Source organism: Sediminibacillus terrae, assembly GCF_009602435.1.
GTDB lineage: Bacteria > Bacillota > Bacilli > Bacillales > Amphibacillaceae > Sediminibacillus > Sediminibacillus terrae.
In genome coordinates this window covers 411,491-429,536 of record NZ_VZDQ01000021.1, presented here as the reverse complement: position 1 = coordinate 429,536, position 18,046 = coordinate 411,491, and the positions used below count along the sequence as shown (strand labels likewise).

The 18,046-nt window shown below is 41.8% G+C and carries 17 protein-coding genes, 1 pseudogene and 1 riboswitch; of the genes and pseudogenes, 10 read left to right on the top strand and 8 right to left on the bottom strand.

Translation table 11 applies throughout. The features are described from left to right. Positions 1–57: 57 nt before the first annotated feature. The 4 genes from F6X55_RS08120 to F6X55_RS08105 all read left to right on the top strand — a co-directional run bounded on the left by F6X55_RS08120 (position 58) and on the right by F6X55_RS08105 (position 2,187). A complete protein-coding gene (locus F6X55_RS08120; protein ID WP_026570187.1) occupies positions 58–429 on the top strand; it encodes a VOC family protein in 372 nt (123 codons plus the stop codon). Between the two features lie 112 nt (positions 430–541). Next, positions 542–745: a DUF6501 family protein gene (locus F6X55_RS08115; protein ID WP_026771280.1), complete on the top strand. Its 204-nt coding sequence runs from the start codon at positions 542–544 to the stop codon at positions 743–745. 238 nt (positions 746–983) lie between these two features. After that, positions 984–1,553 (top strand): histidine phosphatase family protein, encoded by a 570-nt coding sequence (locus F6X55_RS08110; protein ID WP_026771281.1) that lies wholly within the window; start codon positions 984–986, stop codon positions 1,551–1,553. 394 nt (positions 1,554–1,947) lie between these two features. Then, positions 1,948–2,187: an indolepyruvate ferredoxin oxidoreductase subunit alpha gene (locus F6X55_RS08105; RefSeq protein WP_026570189.1), complete on the top strand. Its 240-nt coding sequence runs from the start codon at positions 1,948–1,950 to the stop codon at positions 2,185–2,187. Positions 2,188–2,271: 84 nt separating this feature from the next. Here F6X55_RS08105 and F6X55_RS08100 read toward each other — a convergent pair whose 3' ends face one another. Further along, positions 2,272–2,556 carry an acylphosphatase gene (locus F6X55_RS08100; protein ID WP_337189825.1) on the bottom strand — a complete coding sequence of 95 codons (285 nt, stop codon included), beginning with the start codon at positions 2,554–2,556 and terminating at the stop codon, positions 2,272–2,274. Between the two features lie 195 nt (positions 2,557–2,751). Here F6X55_RS08100 and F6X55_RS08095 point away from each other — a divergent pair, with 195 nt between their 5' ends. The 3 genes from F6X55_RS08095 (at position 2,752) to F6X55_RS08085 (ending at position 6,833) form a co-directional block, all read left to right on the top strand. Continuing rightward, a complete protein-coding gene (locus tag F6X55_RS08095; protein WP_153462679.1) occupies positions 2,752–4,290 on the top strand; it encodes an FAD-dependent oxidoreductase in 1,539 nt (512 codons plus the stop codon). A gap of 217 nt (positions 4,291–4,507) precedes the next feature. Next, on the top strand, positions 4,508–5,656 hold the full coding sequence (locus F6X55_RS08090; protein ID WP_026570192.1) for an NAD-dependent epimerase/dehydratase family protein: 1,149 nt from the start codon (positions 4,508–4,510) through the stop codon (positions 5,654–5,656). A gap of 16 nt (positions 5,657–5,672) precedes the next feature. Next, positions 5,673–6,833 carry a glycosyltransferase family 4 protein gene (locus F6X55_RS08085; RefSeq protein ID WP_051390409.1) on the top strand — a complete coding sequence of 387 codons (1,161 nt, stop codon included), beginning with the start codon at positions 5,673–5,675 and terminating at the stop codon, positions 6,831–6,833. A 190-nt stretch (positions 6,834–7,023) separates the two neighbouring features. Here the strand turns inward: F6X55_RS08085 and F6X55_RS08080 are convergent, their stop codons facing one another. From F6X55_RS08080 to F6X55_RS08050, 7 genes and pseudogenes are all read right to left on the bottom strand, one after another. Beyond that, the gene (locus F6X55_RS08080; RefSeq protein WP_235162444.1) at positions 7,024–7,881 is read right to left on the bottom strand and encodes an LAGLIDADG family homing endonuclease; all 858 of its coding nucleotides are present in this window, start codon (positions 7,879–7,881) and stop codon (positions 7,024–7,026) included. Positions 7,882–8,059: 178 nt separating this feature from the next. Then, complete coding sequence (locus tag F6X55_RS08075; protein WP_153462677.1) at positions 8,060–9,226, bottom strand: TraB/GumN family protein; 1,167 nt, start codon at positions 9,224–9,226, stop codon at positions 8,060–8,062. A gap of 194 nt (positions 9,227–9,420) precedes the next feature. Beyond that, entirely contained in the window at positions 9,421–10,839 is a 1,419-nt protein-coding gene (locus F6X55_RS08070) for a YfcC family protein (RefSeq protein WP_237648619.1), read from the bottom strand. Positions 10,840–11,248: 409 nt separating this feature from the next. Beyond that, positions 11,249–11,416: pseudogene (locus F6X55_RS08065) on the bottom strand (transposase); the annotation flags it as partial. A gap of 203 nt (positions 11,417–11,619) precedes the next feature. Beyond that, positions 11,620–13,278: a thiamine pyrophosphate-binding protein gene (locus F6X55_RS08060; protein WP_153462675.1), complete on the bottom strand. Its 1,659-nt coding sequence runs from the start codon at positions 13,276–13,278 to the stop codon at positions 11,620–11,622. Continuing rightward, positions 13,271–14,902, bottom strand: coding sequence for an ATP-binding protein (locus F6X55_RS08055; RefSeq protein ID WP_153462673.1), 1,632 nt, complete (start codon positions 14,900–14,902; stop codon positions 13,271–13,273). Before F6X55_RS08055 ends, F6X55_RS08060 begins: the two co-directional genes overlap by 8 nt. Before the next feature lie 451 nt (positions 14,903–15,353). Further along, entirely contained in the window at positions 15,354–16,202 is an 849-nt protein-coding gene (locus tag F6X55_RS08050) for a CvfB family protein (RefSeq protein ID WP_026570196.1), read from the bottom strand. A 260-nt stretch (positions 16,203–16,462) separates the two neighbouring features. On the opposite strand from F6X55_RS08050, the gene F6X55_RS08045 reads away from it, so the two are divergent. The 3 genes from F6X55_RS08045 to F6X55_RS08035 all read left to right on the top strand — a co-directional run bounded on the left by F6X55_RS08045 (position 16,463) and on the right by F6X55_RS08035 (position 17,614). After that, positions 16,463–16,609: a BH0509 family protein gene (locus tag F6X55_RS08045; RefSeq protein ID WP_152525512.1), complete on the top strand. Its 147-nt coding sequence runs from the start codon at positions 16,463–16,465 to the stop codon at positions 16,607–16,609. A 123-nt stretch (positions 16,610–16,732) separates the two neighbouring features. Then, complete coding sequence (locus F6X55_RS08040; RefSeq protein ID WP_153462671.1) at positions 16,733–17,185, top strand: YaiI/YqxD family protein; 453 nt, start codon at positions 16,733–16,735, stop codon at positions 17,183–17,185. Between the two features lie 132 nt (positions 17,186–17,317). Further along, a complete protein-coding gene (locus F6X55_RS08035; RefSeq protein ID WP_235162445.1) occupies positions 17,318–17,614 on the top strand; it encodes a hypothetical protein in 297 nt (98 codons plus the stop codon). Positions 17,615–17,715: 101 nt separating this feature from the next. Further along, positions 17,716–17,898, top strand: a riboswitch (Lysine riboswitch). Positions 17,899–18,046 lie beyond the last annotated feature (148 nt).

Below are 18,046 nucleotides of genomic sequence, written 5' to 3'. Positions count from 1 at the left end.
TTGTTGGCTGTCTCCTATGTCATCCAAACCTTCCAATCGTCGCAGGGGGATAGTATGATGGTTTATCACTTTCAAGGAATTGATCATGTACAGCTTGCAGCTCCTAATGGTAGCGAACAAAAGGCGAGAGAATTTTTTTCTGATTTGTTAGGAATGGAAGAAATCGAAAAACCTGAGGAGTTAAAGAAAAATGGCGGCGTCTGGTTTATGTGCGGGGACCACCAGCTCCACGTCGGCATCGAGGAGCCATTTGAACCAGCCAGAAAAGCACATCCTGCTTTTTATGTTGGGAATTTGGAAGGATTGAAAGCTGCGTTGAGAAGCAGACATATCGAAGTGGAAGACGATGATCGGCTTCCTGGATATAAGCGTTTTTATTTGGAAGATCCCTTTGGCAATCGCTTGGAGTTTTTGGAAAGGCTTAGTTGAAAATGATTTCGGATAGGGTTAGCAATGGAAGCCGGCGAAGTTACTAAGTTTTTTACTTTGGAATCGAAAAATAAATTATGGGAAAATGCAAAATGGAAGGAAGGTGAGCGAAGTGATCCATAAAAACTGGGAAAATAATGTAACAGTGAAGCAAATTAAATGCATCCATAATGATGCAAAAAAATTCGTAGTAGATAAGACACTTACTCCAGGGAAAGTGTATGATGTAAAAAACGAAACAGAAGAATTTTATTTTATCATTGATAACACCAACAGAATCGGTGGATTCCATAAAGAATATTTTGAAGAAATGTAACCAAAAAACTAACCGTCATCGTACGGTTAGTTTTTTTGGTTGAATCTGCGTGAATTTACTTGTGGGCGAAAAAATTTCCGGATTTTTTTCCTTTCGGTATTTGTGAATAGAATGTATAATCTATGGCGAAAATGAACAGTAGCGCAGATCGAAAACTTCGATAATTCCATTTTGACCCTTGTTTTTAAAGAGAAGTTGTCTGATAATAGAGTTAATTCCCTTGGAGGAGATGGTTGGTTTGAAAAGACTGTTTATGATCCGGCATTGTAGCGCAGAAGGACAGCATAAAGATTCCCCCTTAACAAGGGACGGTGTGAAGCAAGCCCAGGTTGTTTCTGCATTCTTGCAAAACTATGGCTATCAACTGGACCGGATTATATCCAGCCCTTTTTTGCGGGCGGTCGAGAGTATCAAACCATATGCTGAGCGGCACAATTTATCCATCGAGATAGATGAAAGGCTGGAAGAACGATTGCTAAGTGAAGAACCAATCGATGATTGGCTCGACGTTTTAGAAGAATCATTTACAGATAGAGATTTCAGACTCCCTGGAGGAGAGTCGTCGAACGACGCCAGTTTACGGGCTGGTCAGTTGATCGATGAAATAATGGCGGATGATACATGCGAGAACATCGGTATTGTAACGCATGGGAATTTACTCGCTTTGCTGCTGAACAGCTATCAAGCGGATATCGGTTTCTCCCAATGGAAGGGGTTTACAAATCCGGATGTGTATCTAATTCAAAAAACGGGCGGAGAATATATAGTGGAGCGGATTTGGTCAGATGACGAGCCTGTTGTGAGTTAATCCTTTCCATTACCATCCATCACAGCCCCTTATCCAAGTCCAAGTCATAGGGGCTGTCGGCGCTTTATATCTATTTGATATGGACAAGCAATGCCGATTTTATTCTCTCCTGTCATTTCCCCGAATAACACTCGTTGTCCGATAACTCTTCAAGATTTCTCCAAATAATTACCGTGTCAGCAATGTTTGTCGGTAAAGGTAGAAAAATGAAAAAAGATATAGTATACTCTAACAGAATGCTTTGTTGGTACTGTTTTGCCAAAAGCCTGTTTGGCATGCAATACTGTTAAGTATCCAATAATTTGGTATAATAAATAATCTAGTAAGGCGGTTAAGCGGTGCTGTGACCACCTATTTCTAGCAGAAGGCCGATTTTAAGAAGGAGGAGATAAACTTGGCATTTGTGATTACATCACCTTGTAAAACAGAAAAAGCTGGCGAATGCATGGAGGTTTGTCCAGTAGATTGTATAGAAGAAGGAAAAGATATGTTCTATATTGATCCCGACATTTGCATCGACTGTGGTGCATGTGAAGCGGTATGTCCGGTTGAAGCCATCTATATGGAGGATGAAGTTCCGGAAGAGGAAAATGAATATATCGCCCTGAACCGTAAATTTTTCCAGGAAAATTAACGTGTGATAAAAAAGAAAATGTTGTTTTTATACTTAAAAAAGCCGCTGTAGTTTTCAGCGGCTTTTTTGTTATGTTCAATCGGTTCAGTAACGGACTTCAAATGAGCCATAGCCTTTATCCGTTTGAGACCTTTCGACGTCTAAATTTTCTACTTTTATAAAACGGTGAGGACCTTTCCTGATTGTTTCAATAAATTGGTCCACCTGTCTATCCGTTCCCTCTGCTTCCAACTCGACATCGCCGTTTGGCAGATTCCTTACCCAGCCTTTCACCCCGATTTCCATTGCTTTTTGTTGGGCAGTTGCCCGGAATCCAACACCTTGAACATTTCCTTTGGCAATCATATGTGCGTTTGTCACTTCATTCACCTCAAATTCCTATTTTGTTTTCCATTGCCTGAAGGCCGATAGACAAAACATCTTCTCTTACATTATAACGAAGGCGTGTCAGCAGCCAAAATAAACGAAATGCGCTTGGAGGGGAAAAATAGTAGGTTTATTGATTGAAGCAGAAGGAAAAACACAAGGGAGCAGTATTACCAAGAGACAGAGGAGGAAAACTGGATGAAAGGCAAAAAGGCGGACTCACATACAATGCCCAATACAGAATCATACTGGCGGGACACAGTCCAAATCCCTTCTTTTCCGAAGTTGGAAGAGGATTTGGATGTGGATGTAGGAATAGTTGGGGGAGGCATTACAGGCATCCTTTCTGCCTATTTGCTGGCCGAAGAAGGCTATACTGTAGCATTGCTGGAGGCCGAAAGTTTGTTAAACGGAACCACCGGTAATACGACTGCCAAAGTGACTGCACAGCACGGATTGATTTATGACGAATTGATAAAACATTTCGATCCCGCAACCGCTTCTGCTTATTATCAGTTTAATATGCAAGCTATGGAATGGATCAAGCAAATCATCGAACAGAAGCAGATTTCATGCGATTTTTCTGAAGAAGACGCTTATCTGTTTACTAATTCCGGGGAAGGCGTCAAATTTCTCATGGATGAAAAAAATGCTTACAAGCAGCTGGGGATAAATCATGATTACCTCGAGAAGGTGCCATTGAATATACCTGTAAAAGCCGCATTGAGGATGGACCGGCAATATCAGTTCCACCCGCTGAAATTTCTAGCCAGACTCCTTGAAGACGTGCAAGCCCTCGGGGTCCAAATATTTGAAAATACGATGGCTACTGGAGTGGAGAATCTCGAATATCCAGCCATCCAGACAAGAGAGGGTCATCAGGTCCGCTGTCAAAAGATCGTGGAAGCTTCTCATTTTCCATTCACGGATGCAAGAGGAGGTTTTTCGACCAGACTATACCCGGAACGATCCTATGTCACAGCGGTGCGGACAAAAGCTGCATACCCTGGCGGAATGTATGCCAGTGTCGACTCACCAATGCGATCGATCCGCGCTGTTCCTAATCAAGATGGAATGTTGTGGTTAATCGGCGGAGAGTCCCATAAAACCGGGCAAGGGGGTGAAACGGAAAAGCGTTATAAATCACTGATCGACTATGCCCGGGAGCATTTTTCTGCTGAGGAAGTACCGTATTGCTGGTCCTCCCAGGATTTAACAACGCTGGACAAATTGCCTTATATCGGTCCGCTTTCTGCTACACAGCCGAATATTCTCGTGGTTACCGGTTTCCGGAAATGGGGAATGACGCTGGCAGCAGGAGCAGCCCTACTGATCACGGATATGGTAAGCGGTAAAAAGAACCGTTTTCAAAAAATGTTTGCCCCAGATCGTTTTCACCCTGCAACTCAGTTGAAAGCATTCGGTGAGTACAACGCCGACTCTCTGAAAGAATTGGTGAAAGGGAAGTTGGACAAAAATTCGACCGACATAGAAAATATCCCTGCCACTCAAGCGGGCATTGTTCGGATTAAAGGAGAACGCACTGGTGTTTATCGAGATCATAAAGGAACGGTTCATATGATAGACACCACTTGTACCCATTTGGGGTGTGAAGTGAATTGGAATCAAGCAGAAAAGACGTGGGACTGCCCCTGTCATGGTTCAAGATTTTCCGTAACAGGCGAAGTGCTGGAAGGTCCGGCTAAAAAGCCTTTAAAACAAAAAGACAACCGATAATTTGATCTATAGTATTGCTTTTCCACCTTTACCGGCTCCCGATAATGAAATATCTGACAAAAAAAGTATGGATTTTCTTGGTCTGGTAAATATAATGTAAAATATACAAAGTGTTTGAGAAATTCGTACTGATATAAAGGTTTATATTTCTCTTGCGTGCTGTTATGTTTTATAATGATGGTTAGTTGTGTAATGAAATTGTAACAGGAGGGGAACTATGAGAATTATAGTAGCTGGAGGAGACGGCTTTTGTGGTTGGCCGACTGCTTTATATCTTTCGAAACAAGGCCACGAAGTATCGATTGTTGATAACTTGGTGAGGAGAAAAATAGACGAAGAGTTACGCTCTAATTCCGTCACACCGATTGCCACATTGGAACAACGGGTTGCAAAGTGGAAAGAGTTGACCGGGAAAGAAATAAAAACGTTTGTCGGTGACTTGAACCACTATGATTTTCTGGCGGAAGTATTTAAACAGACCAAACCGGATGCGTTTGTGCATTTTGCAGAACAACGCTCTGCTCCTTATTCCATGATAGATAGAGAGCATGCTGTTTACACACAATCGAACAACGTGATCGGCAATTTGAATGTTTTGTATGCTATAAAAGAGTTCGCACCGGAATGCCACTTGATTAAGCTTGGCACAATGGGAGAGTATGGCACGCCGAATATTGACATTGAAGAAGGGTATTTGGAAATCGAACACAATGGACGGAAAGACAAGCTTCCTTACCCTAAACAACCGGGTTCTTTCTATCATTTGTCAAAGGTACATGACAGCCATAACATCATGTTTGCCTGCAAAATTTGGGGTATTAGGGCTACTGACTTAAACCAGGGAGTAGTTTACGGTTTACATACAGATGAGACAGAAATGGATCCTGTACTCGCCAACCGGCTTGATTACGATGGCGTATATGGTACGGCGCTAAATCGCTTCATCATCCAAGCGGCGACCGGTCATGACTTAACCGTTTATGGAACCGGTGGACAAACCCGAGCTTTTTTGAATATTAAAGACACCGTGAGATGTGTGGAAATCGCTGCTGAAACTCCTGCGGATAAGGGAGAATTCCGAGTGTTCAATCAATTCACGGAGTACTTCTCCGTGCAAGACTTGGCGGAAAAGGTTCAGAAAGTGGCTGGGGAAACCGGTTTGACACCGGAAATTTCCCATATTGATAATCCGCGGGTAGAAGCGGAGGAGCATTATTACCATGCTGTCAATACCAAGCTTCGTGATTTGGGATTAGAACCCAATTTACTGACAGATGAAGTTATCAAAGGAATTCTGACTGCGGCGCTTGATCACAAAGGCCGCGTGATAAAAGAAAACGTACTACCATCAATCTCTTGGAAATAGACAAAGGAGCTTCACCTTGAAAATAGCAATCATTACAGAAACCTTTTTACCATCCACTGATGGCGTGGTTACCAGGCTGACAGAGGCAATTAAATATCTTCGGAAACTGAACCACGAAGTAGTAGTGATAGCGCCTGATTTGGGAGTATACGAGTACAAAGGGGCGGTGGTGGAAGGAGTTAAAACCACCACTATGCCTTTTTACCGTTATCGTCCATTTTCACTGCCGCAAAAAAAGGTAAAAAGAATACTGGAAAAACACCAGCCAGATTTAGTACATGTTGTCAATCCTGCATTGGTGGGAGCTGCCGGAGTACACTATGCGGAAAAATTAGGTTTTCCATTAATTGCTTCTTACCACACACATGTACCGAAATATTTGGACTATTATAAATTGTACCGGCCTCTAAAGCCGATTTTTTGGAGTTATTTCAGGAAATTGCACAATAAAGCGGAGTTAAACCTGTGTACTTCGGTGACAATCCAAAAAGAGCTTCAGGAAAAAGAATTTTTCAACGTGCATGTGTGGAAGAGAGGGGTGGATATTGAAAAATACCATCCCGACCATTACAGTGAAGCAATGCGCAGTAGATTGACGAATAACCAAAAAGATAAGAAGTTGTTACTTTTTGTTGGACGACTGGCAATCGAAAAAGAAATCCATAAGTTAAAACCTTTACTCGAAACGCGAGAGGACGTCTGTCTGGCTATTGTGGGAGATGGTCCTGCCAGAGAAGAGCTGGAGCAGGTGTTCAAGGGAACAAATACATTGTTCACCGGCTTTATGCATGGTCAAGAACTATCAGAAGCTTTTGCCAGTGCAGATGCGTTCGTGTTTCCATCCATAACGGAAACGCTTGGATTGGTTATACTGGAATCCATGGCTTCAGGATTGCCCGTGATAGCTGCAGAAAGCGGCCCGACGATGGAGCAAATCGATCATGGCAGAACTGGTTTATTGTTTGAAAACGAGAATACAGACAGTATGATCCAAACACTAAATCATTTGGAAAAACCGGAAGAACTGAAGCAAATGAAAAGGAACGCCAGACTGGAAGCTGAAAAGTTCAGTTGGGAAAAGCCTTCTCAGCAATTGATGCAGTTCTATGAACAAACTCTGCAATTGCATCAAATCGGAACCATATCATTCAGGGAATCTCAGGAAGAAAATTTATAAGCGGTAATTGAATGCTCGACATGGATACCGAAAAATTTTCAATATCTCAATATCTCAAGAATACTTCGTTTTTGAGACTTGAGATATTGTTTCGAGTATAACTTCCTATAATATATGTTATGTCTACTAGAATTATTTTCACAACAAAAGTTCACTGTCCTTTCTTTTGGGCAAAAAAAACACAATGATATCAAATATCATTGTTAAAAGTCTCATTCTTATTTTTCTTTTTTCTTTTTGCAAGAGCGTTTTTATGGGTTTTTACTTTATCTGTTAATAAAGAAATTTCGGTTTGTTCCCTTTGAAAATGTCTATATTTTCTTTCTAAATATAATCCTTTATCTTTATACAACCAATCGGAGAATAATTTTATTGTTTTTCTTCCACTAATATACAGGCGAAAATAATTTGTATGATTCGTGAAGTTAGTTTCAAATCCTTGTCCCTCGATATTGGTTTGTAACTTTTTCATAAAGCTGTAGGAGCCGCCAACAAAACTCACAAAAAACTTTGCGTAATTTACAAAGCCATCCCCGTCAAAATAACCTCTAATAAAGTGATGCAGATACGGTTCTGGTATTTCGGGAAACTCCAATACAGCGGATTTATTCGGTCTGAATCCATGTAGCTCCATTAAGTCATGCTTCAATATTTTGCTGTTCAGATTCAAGACATATACACCGGTTTTGGCATTTTGATAAAGAGGTTGATTGGAGTTTATTTCTTTTTTTATCTTTTCCAAAATGTCGGGATCTTTTTGTGAAAAGCTTACTGTTTGGTTATCTTTCGGAAGATTTCCGTCTGCGGCGAAGAATCCTAAAATATAGGCCATATTATTTGACCAGGTTTTGAAATAATCTTCATTGAGCGTGTACTTCCGTTTCCAGCTCCCTCTTGGCCTAAGGGATACATCGTTCGCATGAAGAATTGTTCGGACATATCTTGGTGTAACATTGGCTGCTTTCCCTATCTCAGATGTGCTATATCCCTCTTTATACATGGCGACCATTTCTTTTACATCTAACAAACGTTTTCGTTTTTTCGACAACAAAATATCCCCCTTTTCGATGGTTTTCAAGCTTCAGAAATCGCTTTCAATTATGAAAAAAGCAACACCTGCCCCTCCTTCCTTGTCCACTGCAGCTGTATTGGTTTGCCTCTTTCGATTATACCAAACATATGTTCTTATTCCCATAAAAAAAACACCCTGAACGGGTGCCTTTTGATTAGATGTTTTCGAAGAATAAGCGGATGACGTCGGCGCCTCCGATCACGGTGCCCAACGAACTTCCGATGTTGGCTAAAACGACAATCAGCAGTATTCTCGTGACTTTATTGTTCCAAAATCCTTTTACATGAAGTACATCTTCCGATAGCGTTTCAAAATCCCCCACTTTTGGCTTTCGTATAAGCGCCTGTACGAATCCTGCAAACCAGCCGGCGGCAATCAATGGATTCAATGAGGTGATCGGTGCAGCCACGAAAGCAGTCAAAACTGCAAGCGGATGGCCAAGCGCCAGGGCCGTACCCAAAGCAGAAAAGGACCCGTTCCATAATACCCAGCTAATGGTTTGCTGGGCGCCAGCAGAAGGATTAGCGTAGAAAGTATAAGCGATTAAGGCGATGATCAAGACGGGTATCATCCAGCCGATTAGTTTCGGAAGCTTCGACTTAGGCGGCTGCTTCCTTAACTGGTTTAAATCATGCTCTTGGTGTATTTCCTTGGTTATGCCTGGAACATGAGCAGCTCCAAGAACCGCGACAATCTTTTTACCTGGTGCCTCTTTTATTTTTTGAGAAAGATATTGGTCACGTTCATCTATCAATGGCACTTTTAAACGCGGAAAATTTTCTGTAAAGTCATTGAGCATGGAATCAAGCATATCCTGCGACTTCATTTTTTCCAGCTCTTCCTCTGTAATGGATTCATTACTGAAAATACTATAGACAACCTGCATCATCAGTTTTGCCTTTCCCCAGAACCCCACACCATGCCAAATACGCGAGAAGGTTGTTTGTATATTTCTGTCTGCTAAAACAAGCTCTGCATCGATTTCTTTTGCCGATTCGATGCCCTGTATCATCTCCTGCCCGGCATTTATACCAAATTGCTTGGCCATACGCTTTTGAAAGGAAGAAATGGCCAAATTCATTAACAATAGAGTTGCTTTTTTCTCTTTTATGATATGGAATATATTGGTTTCCGTCCATTTACTGCCTTCGCTGATCGATTGATATCTTTGGTCATCAAGTTCGATGCAAACAGCATCAGGCCTCTCTGCTTCTATTACTTCTTTTACTTGTTCAGCACTGTGTTTCGAAACGTGTGCTGTACCGATCAAAATGATTTCTTTGTCGTTAACCTGGACTCTCGTGATATTTTGTTCTTCCATAAACTACCTTCCTTTACTTTCCCGCAATAGAAATCCTTAGTAACAGGTCGTCAATTAAAAATGTTGCATGACTCTTTCTATTATAAACGTTTTTAAATAGAAGAAAAAGAAGATTCCTCCATCCTTTCCTGCTTACATAAAAAACATGCGAGACAAAATCCGTATTTCACCCCGCATGTTTTTTAGTTGGACAATCAGAATGGTCCCCAATTGATCATCACGCCTATTGTTAACATGATGACGGCAATGACCACCCAGGCAATAAACAAAGGAAAGATGAATTTCAACCACTTTGTCCATGGTACACCTGCCACTGCAAGACTGGCCATTAGAATCCCGGAAGTCGGGAAGATACTGTTCGTTAAACCATCTCCGAATTGAAAGGCCTGAACAGCGACCTGTCTCGTCACTCCCACCATATCTGCGAGCGGTGCAAGCATCGGCATGGAAATCATCGCCTGACCACTTCCGGAGTTTACTAAAAAGTTAAGAAAGGCGCTGGAAATGAACATGCCTATCGCAGCCAATACGGAAGGAAGGCTTTCCAAGGGAACGGACAATGCAAGGACGATTGTGTCTAGTACTTGTCCCTCTTCAAGTACGACAATGACTGCTCTAGCTAACCCGACAACCAATGCTCCGTAGACCAACTTTTGCGTCCCTTGTAAGAAAGTAATGGCGATAGTATTGTAATGCATGCCCGCAATGACTCCTGAAACAATGCCGATAAGCACGAAGAATGCCGCCATATGATTGATGGTCCATCCCATTTCTATCGATGCATATACAAAGAATGCTAACCCCAATCCTACAAAACCTAAGAGGAATTTGTGACGAAGCGTGAATTCCTCTGTCAAGGTTTGAACTTCTTCGTCGTCTTGATAGATTCCCACGATACTTTTTGTAGGATCTTTCATTATTTTCTTCGCATACCGCCATGTGTACCAGATGGTAAGGGATAAAATGACAACAAACACAACGATTCGGAACAAGGCTCCTGAAAACATCGGTAAATCGGCTATTTTTTGGGCAATGCCCACTGTATAAGGATTGATGAACCCGACATTGAAACCAGCAAAGTTGGCACCGAATGTGATAGCCACTGCGATGATTGGATCAAGCTTCAGGGTTCTTGCAATAATCACCCCGATTGCTACGAAAGCGATGACCGCATTAGCCACCGCCCCTACTGCACCCCCGACAGCGAATAAAGTGGAAACAATGGCAATCATCCAAAATTCCCTTCCTCGAGTGAGACGGACTGCGCTATTGATCGCGCCGCGCAAAGCACCGGAACGTTCAATAATTTCAAATGCCCCTCCGGTGAATAAAACCATGAATATAATATCAGCTGATTGAACCATCCCCATCTGAATTGCGGTGAAAATATCCATCGGGCTCAGCCAGGAGCTGTCTGTCTGGGTGTATGTATCTGGAATGACTCTTTCTACACCTTCCACTGTTTCCCTTTCAAAAGTTCCGGATGGAACCAGATATGTAGCAAGTACACCAGCTAATAAGACCAAAAACAAAATCACATAAGTATCTGGCATTTCCCATCGCTTTCTCTCGTTGTTTATTGCTTTCTCCTTTTCGCCTTTTGATAATGCCATTAACCATTTAACCCCCATGTTGTTTATTTAAATTGAGAAGGTGATAGCCTGCTCTCAATTTTTCCCGCTGTCTTCTAAAAAATTAGAATATTTTCATTTTTGCATATATATTAACTTAGCATACAATCAAGCAAAAAGAAAATCAATTTCGCTTGGCGTTTCATGGATTTCATGTAATCTGAAAAAGTCCTTTCAAATCTAGAAGAGATTTTAAAGTTTGTTGTTGATTCTCACTAATCGCTTATCGGTGGATGCTTGCCGCGGGCACGGCCTCAGCTAACTTGGTCAAGAAGATCACTTGACCAAGTGGATCTTCGGCTCGCGCTGTTCCCGCAGGCGTCACCACCGAACGCTTATCGCGGAATCAACAGAGGGTAAACGAAAAAGAAGTGATTTTCTTTGAAAGTCTGGGATCAATGACGTCATCTTCTGATGCTATTTCAAGAAAATATTTGAAGGACATGTCGACCTGAGCTCGTTCCACGAGATCTACGTCTGACAACGTATAGATGGTTTTTAGAAGGAGGTATTTGAACATACGAATGGGATAAACTGCGTTTCGCCCATTATCATGACATTATTAGCTTACTTCCGTCGTAAACGTTGTCCTCTACAGGAAGGGTGTTATAAACGATTGAAGCGAAGAATAGCGAATGGAAACACAGACACGGATATGAGGTCGCCTCATATCCGTGTCTCGAAGGCATGCGCATGCATGGTGCGATGACGATATTCAGTCTTTTTATTAGCACGTACTCTATTTAGAAAAAGTTTTATTCTTTACGCTCTATCCAATATGGGCGGGATCTCATCTGGATCTACTAATATTTCTATGACAGAAGGTCCATTCGTATATTCCAAAGATTGCTCGAATGCATCCTTCATTTCTCCTATCGTCCTGCACTGGAAGGATCGGGCGCCGAATGAAGCCGTGTATTCTTTTATATCCACCCCTTGGTTATACACAGCCCCTACACTATACCCAAGCATTTTCGTCATCCCTTTCTCAACCATGTCCAATCGCCCATTGTTTAAAACGATGAACAATACAGGTAACCTTTGATCTACCGCCATAGCTATTTCTGCTCCATGCATGAATACACATCCGTCTCCCGTTAGACAAGCGACTGTATTGGCAGGTTGAGCCAGCTTCGCTCCGATAGCATATCCTATAGCATGGCCCATCGCTCCAAAGACATCATCAAAATAGAAAGTGCCAGGACGTTCTAAACAGAGGTGTTTAATAGCATAGAAAGAATGGCTCCCATCGTCACCAAACAGGATGGTATCATCAGGTAAAAGGCCCCGCATCGTTTTTATCGCTTCTTTTGCTGATACATAACTTGACGAGTGAGAAATTTCTACGGGCATTTTTTCTTCATGAGGGAATCCAGCATCGACTTCATATGATTGAGGCTTGATCGATAAATGGAAAGTATCCATCAATCTTTTTAATCCGGTGATGTTCTCCTTGATATCACCAATCACCGGAAGGGTAGGTATAGGTAGAGACTTTTCTATGAACTGGTTATCAATATCGAACTGAATGACATGTGACGGAAAGATTGCTTCTGACACCCCTGCTATTGACATATCCGAAAGTTTGCTGCCTATGACAACCATTTCGTCAATCCCGGTTTGCAAATACTCTTTGGTTGATTCATTGCCACCTAGTCCGTAGGAGCCGAGTGATAACGGGTGGTTTGTCGGAAACGTTCCCTTGCCGCCAGGAGTGGTCATCACCGGGATGTTCCAGGTTTCCGCCAACCATCTGATTTCTTCATAAGCACGGGAACGATGGACACCTTTACCGAGAAATAACACTGCCTTTTCCGCTCTGTTCAACCTTTCGACTAAATGGTGAAGGTTGTTGGAAAGAACATCACTCCGCCCATCTGGAAGTAGAAAGGAAAACGGGTTAGTGGCTGTATCCCATATATCCATTGGAATGGACAAATGAACTGGACCTTTCTTCCCCTTTAGGGCTGATTCCACGGCATGTTTAAGCATTATCTCCAAATGCCCGGCTCTCTCTACTTTTGCATTGAATAATGTCACTGATTCAAACATTTTCAGCAAGTCAGTCCCGAAAATAGAAGAATCCTGCCCCACCGGCTTTCCTATCAGATCTGTGGGGGGCTGAGCCGTAAGAAATAAAACCGGTGCATGATATGCTTTCGCTTGAGCCGCTGCAGTCAATAAATTGGTGCCACCAGGGCCTGAAGTGGCAACGGCGATTCCCAGTTTCTCACTGAGCAAAGCGTAACCAGCGGCAGCAAATCCAGCTCCTGACTCGTGTCTTGATAATACAAAAGGCAGGTTTTGTTTTTCACATTCGGCCAATAAAGGGACAAGCGGTTTACCGGGGATTCCGAATACATATTGAATCCCCCAATCTTTCATGTTCTTCACTAACAAAGAAGCTGCTGATTCAGTCATCCTCTTTTTTCCTCCTCATCCCGTTTTGTAACGGCAAAATTAAATGGATGCTGGTACCTTGTCCTTTGGAGGACTCTACGTTTATGGATCCATTATGTGCTTTTACAATGTCGAAACAAATCGGGATTCCCATACCTAATCCGCTTTCTTTTGTTGTAAAAAAGGGAGTCCCCAAATTTTCGACCTCTGCGGGAGTCATGCCTTTCCCTTCATCCCGGATGGTAATTTGAAATTGCTTTTCTTCTTTATAAACCTGCAGCTCTACAAATACCGATCCACCCTCCGGCATGGCTTCAACAGCATTTTTTATAAAATTGATCAACACTTGCTTGATTTGCGACTTATCTATTGGTACAAACAGTTCATTTTCCACTGAGGAGGCAAATTCAATTTGAACTTTACTGAGCCGGGCGTTGCTGTTCATCAGTTCTATAGTATTTCTGATTAATTGAACGACATCGCTGTTTGTTTTTTGTAACTTGGTAGGCTTGCCTAGAAGGACAAATTGATTGACCAGTGTTTTCATTCTTTCGAGTTCATCCGTAATAATTTGTAAATATTTATTGTGTTCATTATTTTCCTTTAAGAGCTGCACCAGACCGATGATGCTTGAAAGAGGATTTCGTATTTCGTGAGCAAAGCCTGCTCCGAGCTTTCCTACTGCAGACAGTTTCTCCGATTGTATGACTTGTTTTTGCAGTTCGTGATAGCTGGTCATATCTCTAAATTGAGCAAATGCACCAGTTAATTGCTGGAAGCTGTAATATAATGGAAGAACATCCACTAAACATATTCTTTCAAGCTCTTTTTGGTGATCGATTAAAGTTGTTTCGGTATTTTCTATTTTTTCTTGCTTCTGTAATGCCCTCATTACATACTCGCTTAACCCGGTGATTCTGTCTATCCCCTGATGGATTGCCTCCCCCTTGGGTATTCCCAGTATTTCTTCTGCTCCTGGATTGTACTCGAGTATTCCTCCACTCTCATCGGTCATGATAATGCCAAGAGGGGCTGAGTTGATCAATACTTGATTAAGCAAGTACAGCTTATGATTTTGCTCTTGCAAACGGATTTCTCCTTCAATGGTATCCACAGCAGAAGACAATAATCCTAAGTGAAATTGATTAGCATAGTCCACCAAGGTCATAATCGAAACAGTACCTGCCAGCTGATTACTGTCTGAGTATGAAAAAGGAGCAGAGTAGCATGCGACTCCCGCAAGACATTCATGAAAATGATCATTTCCTATGAGACCGATCGGTTCTCCATGTTTTAAAGCAAGTGATACAGAATTAGTCCCTACATCCGTTTCACTAAAACGGACTCCTATTGTTATTCCTAAAGAATCGACCATTTGCTTGATGCCTGTATCACCAAAAATCTCCAGTACATAGCCCTCGGCGTCAGTTGTGACAATAAGAGTCGGCACCCCGTCCATATATTCAATAAGCTTTTTCATGAATTCCTTTACAATAGTTAACACTTTTGCATATGTAAGCTGCTTTTGCTGCAATTGCTCTCTTGTAAGTCCTACTTTCAAAAAAGGGATTTCTTCAGGAGACATCCCGTATATGTTTGCACAGGCTTCTTTCGAGTCCTGTATATATTGAGTAAAGTCTTTCACAATAATCCTCCTTTAAACCCTGAACAAAGCCATTTACTACTTTGACGAATTCCATTAATCTTTTTCCATGATAAGTGGTTATGGAGGAAATGGCTATCATTTTTCAACATTTTATTGGTGATCAAGCAATTTCAAGTTCCTATTTGCTTAGTTGAAGGACCACTGTGTAAAAAGATTTGCACCTTTTCCTGTCACACAGATTGTTTAGCGGCGAGCGACTAGTCCACCTTATTTCGACAGCATGTAACTGAATTCCTTATACTTTTTCATAATACCATATTTATACATTTGGCGAACGCTATCTTTTCTTGACATGTACGATGCACAGGATGATTGCGAACAAATCGAACAAACAGCCTTTTGTCGAGCGCAAGCTTTTTCTCTGTCAAAAAAACAGGCACAATTCGATTTGTGCCTGTTTCTGGGAATAGAACAAGAAAACTCACTATCACTATTTCAAATATGTTTTACCATCTTGTTGGTATACTTTATTCTCTTTTATCAGGTTCCCGAGTGCCCTTTTGAACGCTGACTTGCTTATGTGGAAGGTTTCCCTGATTGCCTCGGCGTCGCTTTTGTCTCCGAATTCCATTGCCCCTCCCCTTTTTTCTAAATATTCCAAAATGGATTCGGCATCATCTTTCATACCTTCTTGCTTAAGCGGCAACAATGTTACATTTATAGTGCCGTCATCCTTCACGTCGATAATGCGACCGGTTACTGTCTCTCCTATCCTGGGCTCTTTTTTTCGTTCATGGGGATGGATAAATCCTCTGTATCCTTCTTCAGATAGAATAAAGGAACCCGCTTTTGTAGAGCGATACACGCGTCCGGTAATACGGTGCTGTAAGAGATCAGGCGAAGCAGGTACCAAGTCTGCCATTACATCCGCTTCATTGATTGGTTTTGCCAGTAACCGTCCTTTTTTATCGAAATCTAGGCTGACAAACAAATAATCCCCGCTAATAGGCCAGACTTTCTTTAATAAAGGCAGGTCATCACTGGAGACAAGGATTTCTTTTGGAATCCCTATATCCACGAAAACACCGAGATTCTCTACAACCTCAACTACTTTCGCCCAGCCATAAGAGTCTAGACTGGCCTCGGGAATAGTCTCGGTTGCAAGAAGTTTCCCTTTTCTATCCTGGTAAACAAACACCTTTATTTCTTTCCCTGGTTGCAGATCGGTATTTATTTCCGGAAGCAATAAGGTTTCTGTTCCTATACTAACTAAAAATCCGTCTGTCACGGAATTTGTGATTTTTGCTCGTTGGATGGTTCCTGGTTGAAGCTCGCTCATTTTGTAACCTCTTTCTTTTATGGAGAATTTTTGCTACCTATCATTATAACCGAGCCCTAAGGAAATAAAAATGAAAAGGGCACATTCCAGCTTTTTTACTCATGATAAAGTCATTTGTCCTCAAGTATATCAACTATATATTGCTTCAAATCAATATATCTAAATTTGATATTGTTTTTATCTCGAATTGAGATATATAATCAAAGTAACAAGAGAAGAAAACGCTTTATCATCCAACCTAATCCTAAGGGGGATTTGTCATGAGCCAACCAGTGAGAGAAAATCTGATGGAACAATTATGCGACTTGACGACCTTGAACAAAGATGATGTATTGAAAATGACCGATGAAGAAGTCGAATATTATCATTGGCTCTATCTTGAAGAATCGGTTTACGACCTTATGTAACGATAAATAGATGCGATTGTATTCCTCGCAGCCTGCGTTCAACCGCGGGCTGCTTTTTGGTTGCGTGAATTTTTGGTATCATTGGCTCAGTGGATGGAAAGTCAAAGTCTAAGAGGTGCTTTAATGAAAATATTAGTAGACGCAGATGCTTGCCCCGTAAAAGAAATCACGATAAATATTGCAGAAAAATATGGCATTCCTGTAATTCTTGTGAAAAGCTTTTCCCATTTTTCCGCACAAGATGAGTTAAGCAAAGCGGAAAACATTTACGTGGATACAGGTGCGGATTCGGTGGACTATCGTATCATGCAGATTGCCAATGAAAAAGACATCATTATCACACAAGATTATGGCTTGGCATCCCTCGCTTTGGGTAAAGGTTGCATTGTCCTTCATCATAAAGGATTTGCTTATCACCCATCAACGATAGATGAAATGCTCCTCATGCGACACGCCAATGCCAAAGCGCGAAGAAGCGGTAAACGGACAAAAGGACCAAAACCGCTAACAGTAGAAGATAAGGAAAAGTATCAAGTTTTACTTGACAGAGTTTTAAGCGAACGAACTATCCCCTAGTGCTCCTTTCCCTCTTTTCCTTTCGCCAAAATAGGTGTTTATCCATTTCACTTTCCGCTCTCAACCATATGCTGAATATGTAAAGGAGTAGACGAATTGCTCACGAACAATTGCGGAGAGGAGTAGAATATAATGGAACCTCATCATGTGCCTGTCCACCAATATAACGATCCAACCTTTTATCGGTACCCAGTCGAAGGGAATGAAATGGAGAGAAACTTCTTCTTCGGTCCGCTGGGAGCAGGATTGGTTGGATTCGGGCTGGGATATTTAGGCGGTGAACTTTTCGGAAATCCTGCAATCGGTTATCCTCGTCCGGGACCATATGGTTATCCCGGCGGGCCGTATTATGGCGGATATGGCTATCCGGGTGGCGGACGTCCCCCATTCTATGGAAGACCGCCTTATTATGGATATCCACGCCCTTAATCAAAAAAGTTCTTTCATGTGAATTTGGAGCATTGCAAACCTGATAAAACTTTGCTATATTTTAGATACAATTTTTATATGCTTTACTTCAAATTTTTTGGAGTGAGGATAGAGGTGCAAAAACCAATAGTACGCTGCCGTAAGATGATGAGGTCTGAAGAGGGCGGCCGAAAGGGGGATTTGCCGAAGTGGACGGAAACTCATCGTTTCGATTCGCTGGTTCTGTATTCAATAAATACAGGGCTGTCATATAACCTATTGTTATATGGAGGGCTATCTCACGCATCAGAACGATGTCATAGTGATGCAGCAGCGATGCCCTCGTTGCTGTTTTTTTGTGTGATACATGTTGATTATCATTCAAAACCGCGCTTTGCTCTCGTGGGATAGCCTCTATTCACCAGAAGGCAGAAGGCTTCAAGCCTTCCTTTT

What these genes read in the sequence shown, in the direction of transcription:
- F6X55_RS08040 (WP_153462671.1), top strand. Translation starts at nt 16,733, where the DNA reads ATGAAAATATTAGTAGACGCAGATGCTTGCCCCGTAAAAGAAATCACG.
- F6X55_RS08120 (WP_026570187.1), top strand. Translation starts at nt 58, where the DNA reads ATGGTTTATCACTTTCAAGGAATTGATCATGTACAGCTTGCAGCTCCT.
- F6X55_RS08090 (WP_026570192.1), top strand. Translation starts at nt 4,508, where the DNA reads ATGAGAATTATAGTAGCTGGAGGAGACGGCTTTTGTGGTTGGCCGACT.
- F6X55_RS08070 (WP_237648619.1), bottom strand. Translation starts at nt 10,839, where the DNA reads ATGGCATTATCAAAAGGCGAAAAGGAGAAAGCAATAAACAACGAGAGA.
- F6X55_RS08095 (WP_153462679.1), top strand. Translation starts at nt 2,752, where the DNA reads ATGAAAGGCAAAAAGGCGGACTCACATACAATGCCCAATACAGAATCA.
- F6X55_RS08050 (WP_026570196.1), bottom strand. Translation starts at nt 16,202, where the DNA reads ATGAGCGAGCTTCAACCAGGAACCATCCAACGAGCAAAAATCACAAAT.
- F6X55_RS08060 (WP_153462675.1), bottom strand. Translation starts at nt 13,278, where the DNA reads ATGACTGAATCAGCAGCTTCTTTGTTAGTGAAGAACATGAAAGATTGG.
- F6X55_RS08045 (WP_152525512.1), top strand. Translation starts at nt 16,463, where the DNA reads ATGAGCCAACCAGTGAGAGAAAATCTGATGGAACAATTATGCGACTTG.
- F6X55_RS08075 (WP_153462677.1), bottom strand. Translation starts at nt 9,226, where the DNA reads ATGGAAGAACAAAATATCACGAGAGTCCAGGTTAACGACAAAGAAATC.
- F6X55_RS08035 (WP_235162445.1), top strand. Translation starts at nt 17,318, where the DNA reads ATGGAACCTCATCATGTGCCTGTCCACCAATATAACGATCCAACCTTT.